Below are 13,979 nucleotides of genomic sequence, written 5' to 3' on the forward strand. Positions count from 1 at the left end.
TTGAGCCAGCGACTTGCAATACATTCATTGTTGTCAGGTAAAGGCCAATTCTAACTAACTATAAAAATGGAAATACTAAGATGAACAAAACTCAACTTGTTGCTGCAATTGCTGAAAAAGCAGATTTAACAAAAGTTCAGGCTAAAGCCGCTTTAGAACAAATGCTTGCTAGCGTTACAGACAGTTTAACAGATGGTGAACCAGTGCAATTAATCGGTTTTGGTACTTTTAAAGTAAGCCACCGAGCAGCACGCACAGGACGTAACCCACAAACCGGTGCAGACATCCAAATTAAAGCAGCTAACGTACCTGCTTTCGTAGCCGGTAAAGCACTTAAAGAATCGGTTAATAAATAATCCTGCTTTATTTTGCTTAAAAAAAAGCACCCTCAGGTGCTTTTTTTTCTTGTCTGATATTAACTTTTATTTTTTCTCTCGAGCAATCGCTCTATAAGCTATATCACTGCGATAGAACATTCCTTCCCAACTGATCTGTTTCGCCAATTGATACGCCTTTTGTTGCGCCTCAGTAACGGTATTACCCAGTGCTGTAGCACAAAGCACACGCCCACCATTGGTCACGACTTTTCCGTCAACTCCAGAAGTGCCACCATGGAACACTTTCAGACCTTCCGTTTCTACTTTTGGTAGACCTGATATTTGCAATCCTTTTTTATAATCTGCGGGGTAACCACCAGCAGCGAGAACAACACCAATCGCCGCGCGCGGATCAAACTCAGCAGTCATATCTGCAAGTTCACCATTAACACCTGCCAAGCAAAGGGTTACCAGATCTGACTTCATACGCAGCATAATTGGCTGCGTTTCCGGATCGCCAAAACGACAGTTATATTCGATCACTTTAGGTGTACCATCAGCCATAATCATCAGGCCTGCATAGAGAAAGCCAGTGTAGGTATTGCCCTCTGCAGCCATCCCTTTAACTGTCGGGTTAATCACTAACTCCATAACACGTTGATGCATTTCAGGCGTGACCACTGGCGCTGGCGAGTAAGCCCCCATACCGCCCGTATTTGGTCCTGTATCACCATCACCAACACGTTTATGATCTTGACTGGTTGCCATCGGCACGACATTCTCACCATCAACCATAACGATAAATGATGCTTCTTCACCATCTAAGAACTCTTCAATGACAACACGGTGTCCTGCAGAGCCAAATGCGTTACCAGCAAGCATATCTTGAATCGCATCTTCAGCTTCTTGTAATGTCATTGCGACAATGACACCTTTGCCCGCGGCAAGGCCGTCCGCTTTAATCACAATGGGCGCACCTTTTTCACGGACATAAGCGAGCGCAGGCTCAATTTCAGTGAAGTTTTGGTACCAAGCCGTTGGAATATTATGGCGCGCTAAAAAGTCTTTAGTGAACGCTTTAGACCCTTCTAATTGAGCAGCTGCTTTGGTTGGGCCAAAACAAGCAAGTCCAGCATCTTGGAAGGCATCAACCACACCAATGACAAGTGGTGCTTCTGGGCCAACAATGGTGAGTTCAATATGATTTTCTTTAGCAAAAGCAACCAGCGCATCAATGTCATCAACCGCGATATTGACATTGCTTACTTTAGCTTCAAGTGCACTACCTGCATTACCTGGTGCAACAAAAATATTTTTCACCAATGCATTTTGTGCCACTTTCCATGCCAGAGCATGTTCACGACCACCACTACCAATAATTAAAACGTTCATTGTTTAACCTTATTTATTCAATAATTTGGGTATAAATTAATCTTAATACTTGCAAAGTGATTTAATTCGCAATCAAGGAGAAAGCGCGCTGCTTGCTACTGCAAGTGACCACTTTCAACGCAGAGTGCGAATAAAAGTACAAAGCAAAATAGGATTAATGGCGGAAGTGACGCATGCCGGTGAACACCATTGCCATACCGTGCTCATCTGCAGCAGCGATAACTTCATCATCGCGCATAGAACCACCCGGTTGGATAACACAACTTATGCCCGCTTCAGCAGCCGCATCAATACCATCACGGAAGGGGAAAAAAGCATCCGATGCCATCACCGATCCTTCAACCACTAAGTTTTCATCCGCCGCTTTAATACTCGCTACTTTAGCACTGTAGACTCGACTCATTTGACCTGCACCAACGCCGATTGTTGAGCAATTTTTCACATAAACAATCGCATTTGATTTGACAAATTTAGCAACTTTCCAACTAAAGAGTAGATCTTTTAATTCTGCAGCCGTTGGTTTGCGTTTAGAGACCACTTTCAGATCCGCTAAATCAACCATCCCTTGATCACGATCTTGCACCAGCAAACCACCATTGACTCGTTTAAGATCAAATTCCGGTGTTTTGCTTGCCCATTCTCCACATTCAAGTAGACGAAGGTTTTTCTTAGCGGCAATAATTTGCGCCGCTTCTGAACTGACTTTGGGCGCAATAATGACTTCAACAAACTGGCGAGAAACAATTGCCTCAGCTGTATCGGCATCAAGCTCGCGGTTAAAGGCAATAATGCCACCAAAGGCAGATGTAGGATCAGTTTTGTAAGCTCCTTCATAAGCATCAAGAATATTGCCACCGATTGCAACACCACAAGGATTAGAGTGTTTCACAATCACACAAGCAGGTTCAGCGAACTCTTTAACACATTCAAGTGCTGCATCTGTATCGGCAATATTGTTATAAGAAAGAGCTTTGCCTTGAAGTTGTGTTGCCGTTGCAACTGAGGCTTCTTTTATCTCCGCTTCAACATAAAAAGCAGCGGCTTGATGGCTGTTTTCACCGTAGCGCATATCTTGCTTTTTTTCGAATTGCATATTGATTGTACGCGGGAATTTAGACTCAATATCACCGTCTTTATTTTCACCGTAACTTGGCACCATCGTACCGAAATAGTTAGCAATCATGCCATCATATTTGGCGGTGTGCTCATAAGCGGCAATAGCCAGATCAAAACGCGTTTTATAAACGAGTCCGCCATCGTTTTCTTTCATTTCATCAAGAATGCGCTTGTAATCACTTGCGTTGACGACAATAGCAACATCTTTATGATTTTTAGCCGCCGCGCGCACCATCGTAGGGCCTCCAATATCAATATTTTCGATAGCATCTTGTAACGAACAATTTGGCCGAGCAACCGTTTCAGCAAAGGGGTAAAGGTTAACCACTACCATATCGATAGCTTCAATACCGTTATCTGCCATAATCGCTTCATCAATACCGCGACGAGCAAGGATACCGCCATGAATTTTAGGGTGCAAAGTTTTTACACGCCCATCCATCATTTCAGGAAAACCAGTGTAATCAGAAACTTCCGTTACCTTAATGCCATTATCAGCAAGTAGTTTACAGGTGCCACCAGTAGAAAGGATCTCAATACCTTTTTCCGCTAATTCTCTTGCAAATTCAACAATGCCAGCTTTATCTGAAACACTTAGTAACGCTCGTTTAATTGGTCGGCTATTTTCCATTTTCTTACATATTCCTCGGTTAATGAATCAATAAACACAATTGTTTTTAATTCAAAAAATAAAAGTTATTTGTACTAGGCGGTATTCTACCCGAAAATGATGCGAATTTGAGCTGTTTTATCGAATAAAATAATAGACCAACCAGCAAAGTGACTGAATAGATTGTATATAAAGAGGTTTTACGCCAAATAAGCATAAGAGAGTGCATTTACCAGAGGGGTTCTGGATTAGATAAAGGATATTTTGGGGAATGATTTGGCCTGTAATTAATAACTAACCTCAGCTCAGGATAAGCAAATCGATGCAGCGCAGCTATCTCCGTGTTTTCAGCGACTAACAGCCAGCTATCGCTACGCGGAGTTGCCTTGAACTGCACAAAACTATCAACACTGTATGATATTAAATAGAATTTCCCTTGCATCATCCCGATTTGAGGTTAACTAGAAAAGCACGCCAAAACATAGTCTTCTAGTTAGCTTATAAGTGGTACTGCGCACTTAATTCATGAACCGCATCCACAAAAACTTTTGCATTTTCGGGTGGCACATCCAGATGAATGCCATGGCCTAAATTAAAAACATGGCCGGGGCCTTGTCCAAAACTTTGCAAAATAGTGGCGACCTCTTCGCTTATCCTTTGCGGGGATGCGTATAACATAGAAGGATCCATATTTCCCTGCAACGCAACACGCGAGCCAACTCGTGCTTTGGCGCTAGCCATATCGATCGTCCAATCAAGTCCAATTGCATCACAGCCAGTATCAGCAATCGATTCCAACCACTGCCCCCCATTTTTAGTAAACAGGGTAACCGGAATTTTTTTACCTTCATAGGTGCGCTTCAACCCAGCAACAATTTTAGCCATATACTGCAGCGAGAAATCCTGATAATCGCGTGGCGATAATACTCCGCCCCAGGTATCAAAAAGCATCACTGACTGAACGCCTGCTGAAATTTGTGCATTTAAATAATCAATAACCGAATCACTCAACTTATCCAGCAAGGCATGTAATATTTGTGGCTCAGAAAAGGCCATTTTTTTTATTTTAGTAAATGCCTTTGAACTCCCGCCTTCAATCATATAAGTTGCTAATGTCCATGGACTACCCGAAAAACCAATCAAGGGGACTTCGCCTTTTAACTCTCGACGAATAGTGCGTACTGCATTCATCACATACTGCAGTTCACCTTCAGGATCCGGCATTATTAAATTATCAACATCTCTTTTAGAGCGGATTGGGCGGGCAAATTTAGGCCCTTCTCCCTCTTCGAAATAGAGCCCCAACCCCATTGCATCTGGCACAGTTAAAATATCAGAAAATAAAATGGCAGCATCAAGATCAAATCGACGCAGTGGCTGCAAAGTCACTTCACAAGCAAGATCTGCATTACGACATAATGACATAAAATCACCTGCTTGTTTGCGTACTGCTTTATATTCAGGTAAATATCGACCAGCTTGGCGCATCATCCATACGGGCGTTTTATCGACCGGTTGCTTTAATAATGCACGAATATAACGATCATTTTTTAATTCAGTCATGCTTCTTTTATTCCACCATTAATTTTTTGTAGTTAACATTTACGAATATGTTGCAACTATGCTAGCATTTTTAACATCTTTTTTTACATTTAAATTTTTCAGCTAACCTCAGATCGGTGTAATAAAAGCGTAACTATTTTTTAATATCATGCAGTGTTGAGAGTTTGTGTCGTTCAAGGCGAACTGGCTAGCAATAGCGGACTATTGCTAGCCGAGTGAACCCAGAACAGAAGTTAGCCTAACGGCACTCGATGATCAGCTGATCAATGAGTTTCCTTGCCAACGTGCCGGGGTTAGGTAAAACAGGTAGATCATCTATCTCATACCAAGCGGCACTGCATAGCTCTTTCGGATCGATATTAATTTTCCCAGATTGATATTCTGCTGTATAGCCCATCATTAACGAATGCGGAAAAGGCCAGGGCTGACTGGTGACATATTGAATATTTTTTATCTTAATGCCCGCTTCTTCATAAACTTCTCGTTCAACACAATTTTCGACAGTCTCCCCCGCCTCAGTAAAGCCAGCCAAAATAGTAAATACAGGTCGATTATCTTGTTGGTGACGACGATGTAGCGCCAATAATATTTGTTTATCTTTACGTATACCAACAATAGCGCAAGGCGAAACTCGCGGGTAACAGCGGTGCTGGCAGTGATAACATTTCATAGCGATTTCCCAATCAATTGCACGCATCTTTTCACCACATTGTCCGCAATATTGGTGTGTTTGAAAAAACAGCGAAATCTGAAAAGCACGGCCAGCCATATCAAATAACGAATCCTCCACCCGCCCTAATAAAAAACGCAAACTAGAATATTCACCTAAACCCACGTCAATTTTCTCAGCCAATTGCACCAGATAACAAGGACTGGAATGATATTCACCAATTTTAATTTTATTACCAATTAACGACGCAGAAAAAGGTAAATCATCCAGGTTACCATAAGGAATAAAATCACCTTGGGGTTGCAATACTATTTCTCCTTGAGCAACAATAAACCACCAAGCATCCTCTTGGTTGTTAATATTCTGAGCGGCTAACGTCATCTTTATTCCTTACTTAAAAAATTACTTTAGAAATCAATTGCACATCAAATTTAACCTAATTAAATATGATAACATCGCTGGTTTAAGGCTATTTAGCCATAAATGGCAGGGATGAGTATTAGTTCACAGTTATACAGGAAGATTATCTCTATCTTCAAATTCAAGTTGACGATAAGTACAATATTCTTTAGCTTTGATGTTAATAAAAATTATAATCTACTTAAAAAGGAAGTGTTATGCTAACCAAATTAGAACAAGCCAAGAATGAATGGGGTGGCACGCTTTCAGTTATTGATAACTGGTTAAAAGATCGCCAAGAATTAGTGGTTTTATATTGTAAGATAGCGGCTTTACCGCCTTACCAACAAACAATACGCAGCTTACCCACTCAAGAAAACATAACCAAATTCTGCCAAATATTACTCGATTATACTTCGAAAGGACATTTCGAAGTATATGAGCAGATTATTTTGCAATGTAAATTAGATGGCGAAAATAACTTGAAAATTGCACAAGAACTTTATTCTCGCATCACAACGACAACAGATACTGCATTAAGTTTTAACGATAAATATGCTTATTCTGCCAGTGATAGCGCATTACTGGACTTTGATGAGGATTTATCTGAATTGGGTCAAGTGATGGAAAGCCGTTTCGAACGCGAAGATCAGCTACTTGAGGTCGTACACCTGCACCACACCTTGTCATAGAATAAAAAACCAATGCGTACTGTATTGGTTTTCCACTTGAAGAAGTAGTTAAAGATTTATTGGTACTTGCGAATCTAAACTGTTTTTAAGTAGCAAAAAGTACTCTTCGATAAATTCAACTTGTGACGGTGTTGCAGGCTTCTCCCATAAGCGTCCTAAAATTTGCTCTATATCATCAACCAATTTATCCCCTTCTGCAATCACAACCAGTCGTGTTTCATTACTCAACTGCGGTTGTTGCTGACAGAAACAGATCAACATATCAGCAACCTGATCAGAGACAATATCTGAAATTAAATCTCCCCGGTCCGAGCTGTTTTGTCCTTCAAAAATATCTAAGTTATCAGAAAAATAACCGATACAAGCTTCGTAAGCATCACTTTTTAATAACATATAACGACCCCAATTGAGTAAAGAGCCAACCCCTTAATTATAATATAACGCTATTTACATAATTAACAATACGTAACTTGATGTAATTATGTGAAATTTTTGTATCTTGTTTGCTATTTAAATGGAGGTTTCCCCCATCTCTTTCAAGAAAAGATCTCGTCGTTGCATAAACGTTTTTATCTGCTTACGAGGCACTTCTTTAGAAAGAGGTAATCTCGCTTTCATAGCATCAACAGGGCGATCGTAAACGTGCAACTCATAATGCAAATGCGCTCCCGTGGAACGGCCTGTATTGCCTGTTTTAGCTATCAAAGTATCCATCGTGACACGTTGTCCTTTATGAACATAAATTTTGCTAAGATGTAAATAACGGCTAGTGTATTTTCGCCCATGCTTGATCACGATATAGTTACCTGCTGCGGGATGATAACCAGCACGAACGACTATACCATCTCCAATAGAGTAGACCTTTGTGCCTGTTGGCGCCGCAAAATCGGTACCATTATGGGGGCTAATTCTTTTAGTAATAGGGTGCAGCCTTCGGAGGTTAAAAGGTGAGCTAATACGGTATCTTTTAATCAGAGGGGAGCGGCGATAGGCTTTATTTAAACCTAAACCGTTTTGATCATAATAACGCCCATCTTCATATAAAAACGCGCTGTAATTTTTCAATCGCGTTTTAATTAAAATTGCTAATACTTCACTATCAAAACTATATTCACCGTCAATATACTGTTTAGAGACTAAAATATGGAAAGTATCACCTAAACGAAACTGACGATTAAAATCAAACTTATCTTGCAACGCACCAGAAATTTGTTGAATTTGCCCCGCAGAGAGACCCGCTTGTTTGGCATCAAGATAGAAACTCCCGGTGACACTGCCCTGGAAAACACTATTACGCCACTCTCCCTTTTTGATTTCCAATAAAGAAATATATTGATCGTCTTTAAGCGTAAAAGTTAAGGTATTGGCCAGATCTATCACCACTTTTAAAACGAGTAGTTTATTTTCAGGGTTAATTAATAACTTAACTTTCTGTCCTGGTAATAAATTACTTAGGCGAAGATACTGCTTATCCTCTTCTAATAACTCTTGTAATAATGCCGCAGATAATCCCTCTTGTTGAAAAATTTCGCTTAATGTATCACCCGTTTTGATCTCAATTTGTACTTCTCTATTTCCTGAAAAATCGGGAAACACTTCGCTATATACCTCTTTAACAGCGGCAATAGGTTCGGCAATGGCATAATTTTCAGCCGTTGTCGACATAGGTGGCAACACTAATTGGCGTTCAATTGTTTTTTTTCTCAACTTTTGACTAGGTATAAATGAAATAATTAATAAAAATACAAATAGAAGGATTAGTGCAAAAAAGTGCTTGCGGGGAAGGTTATTAATAAATAAAACACACGTTTTTAATAACGCTTTTAAACGAATCGCTAATAACATAATAAAACTCAATACAATAATCAGAAAAGGAGCGGCTAAAACCAGAGAACTAAAGAACTGAGTATACCAAAAATATTAAGCTCTTTTACAAAAACTAATACTCATATTTATTAAAATATACTGTTATTTAACTATTTGAATTTACAACAAATAATTATTAAACGATGTTACTGGTTAATAATAAGGTGCCTTCTATCACAAAAATATGTATTATGGACGTCTAGATGTAAAAACATCTAAAACAATTTAAACCCATATTATTTAGGAGTTCACATGTCACGTGACTTATTTACATCTGAATCAGTATCTGAAGGTCATCCAGATAAAATCGCCGATCAAATTTCAGATGCGGTACTTGATGCAATTTTAAAACAAGATAAAAAAGCGCGTGTCGCTTGTGAGACTTATGTAAAAACGGGTATGGTCATGGTGGGTGGCGAAATCACCACTGATGCGTGGGTTGATATTGAAGAAATCACCCGAGAAACAATACGCAATATTGGCTATACCAGTTCTGAAATGGGCTTTGATGCAGATTCATGCGCTGTTCTTAATACTGTAGGCAAACAATCGCCTGATATTAATCAAGGTGTTGATCGTAGTGATCCGCGCGAACAAGGTGCCGGCGATCAGGGCATCATGTTTGGTTATGCAACCAATGAAACTGATGTGTTTATGCCAGCACCGATCACTTATGCACACCGCCTTGTAAAACGTCAAGCCGATGTGCGTAAGAAGAAAATCCTACCGTGGTTACGCCCAGATGCCAAAAGCCAAGTTACTTTTGCTTATGATCAGGGTAAAATTGTTGGCATAGATGCAGTGGTACTTTCAACACAACATTCAGAAGATATTAAGCAAGAAGATTTAATCGAAGCGGTAATGGAAGAGATTATCAAACCTGTATTACCGGCAGAGTTACTGAGCGCACGCACTAAGTATTTTATTAACCCAACAGGTCGTTTTGTGATCGGTGGACCAATGGGTGACTGTGGGTTAACGGGGCGTAAAATTATTGTTGATACCTACGGTGGTTCAGCTCGCCATGGTGGCGGTGCTTTCTCTGGTAAAGATCCATCAAAAGTTGACCGCAGTGCTGCATATGCAGCACGTTACGTAGCGAAAAATATCGTCGCAGCAGGCCTTGCAGATCGTTGTGAGATCCAAGTTTCTTATGCCATAGGCGTGGCAGAGCCAACATCAATCAGCGTGGAAACCTTTGGCACCGAAAAGGTGAAAAAAGATCTGATTATCCAGCTAATACGCAAGCACTTTGATTTGCGCCCTTACGGTTTGATCGAAATGCTCGATCTCATTCAACCGATTTATCAATCTACTGCAGCTTATGGCCACTTTGGCCGAGAAGAATTCCCTTGGGAAGCGTTAGATAAGGTAGCCGATTTGAAAGCGGCAGCGTTTTAATTTTAAATTAATAACAACCATGCCAACTGACGAAGATAAAAAAGTACTCCGAGCTAAAGGTGAAGATTGTTTCATTTTGGCAGAGTGCTTTTTTGATCGCCCTTTCAAACGGCCAGATTACCTTTTTAATCAACGCGGTAGAAGTGCTGCCACCGCCCATCTACAACGCAATATTATCAAATTCAATGCCACCCTCTTTAAACAGAATCGTAGTGAATTTATTAATCAAGTTGTAGCACATGAAGTGGCGCATTTAATTGCTTTTCAACACTATGGAAAAGTTCGCCCACATGGCCGAGAGTGGCAATCTATTATGCGCCATGTTTTCGACTGCCCCGCTAACACGACTCATTCTCTGGATATTAGTGATGTGCGAGGCCAACTGTTTAACTATCAATGTTTATGCAGCGCACATCAGCTGACAATACGCCGTCATAATAAAATATTAAGAGGGGAGAAATATTTGTGTAAAAAATGTAAAGGAGTATTGCAGGCAAGTTCTCAGCACGCAGATGCTAACAAAAGTTAGATCACTTAGCGCTTAAAATTATCCAATATAATGCCCGTAGCCATAGCGACATTTAATGACTCCGCTTTTCCGAAGCTAGGGATAGTTATTTTATCTGTAATAAATTTAGCCACCTCGCTCGATATACCATGCGATTCACTGCCCATCACAATAACTGCACTTTGAGTTAAAGCCGTTTTATGGATGTTATCCCCTTCTAAGAATGCACCATAAATTGGTTTTTTCTGCTGCATCAAATAGGCTGGCAACTCTGTATGGCTAATTTTCACTCGAGCAAATGACCCCATTGTCGCGGCAATCACTTTAGGATTATAAAAATCAGCACAATCAGGGCTACAAACAATATGCTCAATGCCATACCAATCGGCTACTCGAATAATAGTGCCTAAGTTACCGGGATCACCCACCTGATCTAATACCAAAACTAATTCGTTAGCAGCAATTTCCGGCAGCTCGGCGGGCTGGCATTGAACGACAGCAACAACACTGTTATTTGAAACTAATGTCCCTGCTTTTTTAAGTTCCTCTTCTGTTGCTTCAACCGTAACGCTAACCAGCCCCTTTTCACCGAGTAATGAATTATTTTTATTGATATAAGGCGCCGTTGCAAAGAGCTGCTTGATAATGAAGGTCGAATTAAATAACTCCGCCACATTCTTTTCTCCCTGCACTAAAAAAAGCCCCAATTTTTTACGCTGTTTTTTCTGCTCAAGAGCTTGGATAAGCTTTAGTTGATTTTTCGAGATCATCTTTTTATTCCACTGTTAATATATTTTATTTGATAATATCGTTACAGATAACAACACATCACAATCGCGTCTTCACGCCCCTTTGCGCAAGGGTAATAACCTTGGCGTCGCTCAACTTCCATAAAACCGAGTTTATCGTACAGGGCTAATGCCGTAATATTAGAGGCACGTACCTCTAACCAGATCTCTTCTTCTCCTTTTTTCTTACTGTATTCTATTAAAAATTGTAACAATATTCGCCCATATCCCGCGCCTTGTCGCGCAGGTGAAATAACCAGATTCATCAGAGTAACTTCACCGGCAACCGAACTCGCCACAAAATACCCGATCACTTTTTCATCTTCTAGTAACAGATGATTAAAATAGCGCGAGCCAAAGTTGCTTAAGAATATTTTTTCAGACCAAGGGTGGCTATGGCACTGGACTTCAAGCTGATAAACACTATTAATATCAGCAAGTCCCATTGGCACAACTTGTAATAATGGATGATTAGTTAAATGCACAAAACTGCTCCCATAACGCTTTTTTCTGTGGCGGGCTATTTTCAAGTTCAGCGACAGGGGGAGAGGTTAATAATTTGTGACCAACCGGTTCACTAATTTCACCAAAAGTAGACCAGATATATTCAGGTAAAGGCCCCTGCAAATTTTCAAACTCAGCCACTGAGCAATTGTAAACAGCATCAACGGGAAAATTAAATGCTTTTAATATTTTCTTCATTAACGGATGAGAAAAATCAGCTTCTGAACTTAGCACCAGTAATGAGTAATGACTTAAATCAACGGGCACAGTTACAGATAAATGGCTAAATAGTGTTGGTTTACGGACTTGCCAACGGGTTATCCCCATCTCTTGTAAATAAACAGCTTGTTGGTGTTTCATAGCAAGTCCAATGAAAATATAATGCCTCAAATATAACATCTAATGCGGATGAATCGAAGCATTGCCCCTTATTTTCCAGCTTTTTTCCCTGTAACAATATACTCAGCGCCGCTCAAAATACCGATTCAGAGGTAGCTTGGGTATGCATTCAGCTGTTCTAATTAAACAATAAAAAGTAACTTTTATGTGATCATTACGCTAAAAGATGATCGTGAAGCTATACTCTATTCATAGTTGAAGTATCGCAGACTTGTTCTTTATTACATGTAAATCCCATTACACTGCTTCTACTATTGCGCTTTATATATGTAACCTCAATTCTGGATAAGCTAAACGATACAGTACCGTTATTTACGCGTATTTCTGCGTTAAATCATCTAGCAATAACCAGTTATTGCTGCGATGATTCGCCTTGAACTACGCAAAACTAACAGCACTGTATAATATGTTTTTTAACTTTTTGATATTTAATCTAATTTCGCTTCCATTATCCAGAACTGAGGTTATGTACTTAACTGCATCAAAGATGTAATTAGCTAAAAGAGAAAATCATGTACAAAACGTATCCCCATAAAACAGTTAAAAAATCCGATATGACTTTAAACAGTATATTGGATTTAATTGCTGAAGGTATATGGGATTGGGATGGAAATACAGGTCATGTTACCAGGAGCCCTGGCTGGTACCGCATGCTGGGTTACCAATTGGGGAGCTTTAAAGAAGATGTTTTTACATGGGAAAATATTATCCATCCAGAGGATTATGACCATGTTATGGCTCATTTTGACTCCTATTTGACGGCCAAAATAGATAATTACCAAATAGAGTATCGCTGTAAAAAAGCTGACGGCTCATATTTATGGATAGTTGATCACGGTAATATCATTCAATATAACACGGATGGCAGCCCGGCCAGAATGATCGGTGTACATCATGATATCGATGAACAAAAAAAAGCCCAGCTTGCTCTTATTGAACAGAATCTATTGCTTAAAAACGGCAATTTAACACTCGGAAAGATAGTCGATATAAAAACCAAAGAACTAGAAAATAAAAACCGACAATTAGAAAAAAAGATCACTGAAATCGAGATCATTTCAAACAGAGATCCTTTAACTAAAATAGCTAATAGACATAAATTTGAAAATGTACTGTGCAGAGAAATATCACGGGCCAATCGCTATCAACACCCATTATCTTTAGCTATATTTGATATCGATTTATTCAAGCATATTAATGATCAGTACGGTCATAAAACGGGTGATCTTTTACTCTGTGCCATAAGCCAACTTGTATCGGACAATATAAGGAAGCTTGATCTGGTAGCTCGTTGGGGAGGCGATGAATTTGTGCTCATTTTCCCAGAGATAACTCACGAAAAGGCATATCTAATATGTGAAAAACTAAGAATATTAATTAGCCAAAGTAAAGTAAGCGATGATCTATCAGCAACATGTAGTTTCGGTGTCTCTGAATATCGGTACGGTGACACCTTAGATACACTTTTCCAACGGGTAGATAAATTGCTATTCGTTTCCAAAGAGAATGGACGAAATAGGGTTCATTCTGAAAGTGAAGCACTTTAAGTATTGTATCGATTAATATTTGCTTTTAGTTGTAACCGCAAATCAACCTCAACGCACAATAAAGAAAGCAAACGAGTAGCTAGATTAATCAAGGAGATAGATGCACTATATCAATTTACTTATCCCGGACCGAGGTTAAATTAATATGTGATGAAAGCACCGGAATAAAAATATTTCAATGGCCTTTAAACTAGACCGCTATTGTTA

At 39.7% G+C, this 13,979-nt stretch carries 14 protein-coding genes; 5 read left to right on the plus strand and 9 right to left on the minus strand.

Annotated elements, in window-relative coordinates; genetic code table 11:
* The first annotated feature begins 80 nt into the window (after positions 1-80).
* Positions 81-356 (plus strand): HU family DNA-binding protein, encoded by a 276-nt coding sequence (locus KSO91_RS02745; protein WP_238741104.1) that lies wholly within the window; start codon positions 81-83, stop codon positions 354-356.
* A gap of 66 nt (positions 357-422) precedes the next feature.
* Here KSO91_RS02745 and purD read toward each other — a convergent pair whose 3' ends face one another.
* The 4 genes from purD to nudC all read right to left on the minus strand — a co-directional run bounded on the left by purD (position 423) and on the right by nudC (position 6,049).
* A complete protein-coding gene (purD, locus tag KSO91_RS02750; protein WP_238741105.1) occupies positions 423-1,709 on the minus strand; it encodes a phosphoribosylamine--glycine ligase in 1,287 nt (428 codons plus the stop codon).
* A gap of 154 nt (positions 1,710-1,863) precedes the next feature.
* The gene (gene purH, locus KSO91_RS02755; RefSeq protein ID WP_238741106.1) at positions 1,864-3,456 is read right to left on the minus strand and encodes a bifunctional phosphoribosylaminoimidazolecarboxamide formyltransferase/IMP cyclohydrolase; all 1,593 of its coding nucleotides are present in this window, start codon (positions 3,454-3,456) and stop codon (positions 1,864-1,866) included.
* Positions 3,457-3,933: 477 nt separating this feature from the next.
* Positions 3,934-4,998 (minus strand): uroporphyrinogen decarboxylase, encoded by a 1,065-nt coding sequence (gene hemE, locus KSO91_RS02760; RefSeq protein WP_238741108.1) that lies wholly within the window; start codon positions 4,996-4,998, stop codon positions 3,934-3,936.
* Between the two features lie 238 nt (positions 4,999-5,236).
* Positions 5,237-6,049 carry an NAD(+) diphosphatase gene (gene nudC, locus KSO91_RS02765; RefSeq protein WP_238741110.1) on the minus strand — a complete coding sequence of 271 codons (813 nt, stop codon included), beginning with the start codon at positions 6,047-6,049 and terminating at the stop codon, positions 5,237-5,239.
* Positions 6,050-6,285: 236 nt separating this feature from the next.
* Between nudC and rsd the strand changes: the two genes are divergently transcribed.
* On the plus strand, positions 6,286-6,759 hold the full coding sequence (rsd, locus tag KSO91_RS02770; protein ID WP_238741112.1) for a sigma D regulator: 474 nt from the start codon (positions 6,286-6,288) through the stop codon (positions 6,757-6,759).
* A gap of 48 nt (positions 6,760-6,807) precedes the next feature.
* Here rsd and KSO91_RS02775 read toward each other — a convergent pair whose 3' ends face one another.
* Together KSO91_RS02775 and KSO91_RS02780 are read right to left on the minus strand one after the other, a co-directional pair.
* Entirely contained in the window at positions 6,808-7,152 is a 345-nt protein-coding gene (locus KSO91_RS02775) for a DUF3802 family protein (protein WP_238741114.1), read from the minus strand.
* 117 nt (positions 7,153-7,269) lie between these two features.
* Entirely contained in the window at positions 7,270-8,604 is a 1,335-nt protein-coding gene (locus tag KSO91_RS02780) for a peptidoglycan DD-metalloendopeptidase family protein (RefSeq protein ID WP_238741116.1), read from the minus strand.
* A gap of 273 nt (positions 8,605-8,877) precedes the next feature.
* Between KSO91_RS02780 and metK the strand changes: the two genes are divergently transcribed.
* Entirely contained in the window at positions 8,878-10,026 is a 1,149-nt protein-coding gene (gene metK / locus KSO91_RS02785) for a methionine adenosyltransferase (protein ID WP_238741118.1), read from the plus strand.
* Positions 10,027-10,045: 19 nt separating this feature from the next.
* Positions 10,046-10,555, plus strand: coding sequence for a SprT family zinc-dependent metalloprotease (locus KSO91_RS02790; protein ID WP_238741120.1), 510 nt, complete (start codon positions 10,046-10,048; stop codon positions 10,553-10,555).
* Between the two features lie 5 nt (positions 10,556-10,560).
* On the opposite strand, the gene KSO91_RS02795 is transcribed toward KSO91_RS02790, so the two are convergent.
* From KSO91_RS02795 to KSO91_RS02805, 3 genes are read right to left on the minus strand one after another with little or no spacing between them, the layout of a single operon-like run.
* Positions 10,561-11,304, minus strand: a complete 744-nt coding sequence (locus tag KSO91_RS02795; RefSeq protein ID WP_238741122.1) for an RNA methyltransferase — start codon at positions 11,302-11,304, stop codon at positions 10,561-10,563.
* A 41-nt stretch (positions 11,305-11,345) separates the two neighbouring features.
* Positions 11,346-11,807, minus strand: coding sequence for a ribosomal protein S18-alanine N-acetyltransferase (rimI, locus tag KSO91_RS02800; RefSeq protein WP_238741124.1), 462 nt, complete (start codon positions 11,805-11,807; stop codon positions 11,346-11,348).
* Positions 11,794-12,186, minus strand: coding sequence for a DNA polymerase III subunit psi (locus tag KSO91_RS02805; RefSeq protein ID WP_238741126.1), 393 nt, complete (start codon positions 12,184-12,186; stop codon positions 11,794-11,796). Before KSO91_RS02805 ends, rimI begins: the two co-directional genes overlap by 14 nt.
* A gap of 551 nt (positions 12,187-12,737) precedes the next feature.
* Between KSO91_RS02805 and KSO91_RS02810 the strand changes: the two genes are divergently transcribed.
* Complete coding sequence (locus KSO91_RS02810) at positions 12,738-13,772, plus strand: sensor domain-containing diguanylate cyclase (RefSeq protein WP_238741128.1); 1,035 nt, start codon at positions 12,738-12,740, stop codon at positions 13,770-13,772.
* The last annotated feature ends 207 nt before the right edge of the window (positions 13,773-13,979 follow it).

Origin of the sequence: Psychromonas antarctica, from assembly GCF_022267535.1 — a bacterium.
Classification (GTDB): Bacteria; Pseudomonadota; Gammaproteobacteria; order Enterobacterales; family Psychromonadaceae; genus Psychromonas; species Psychromonas antarctica.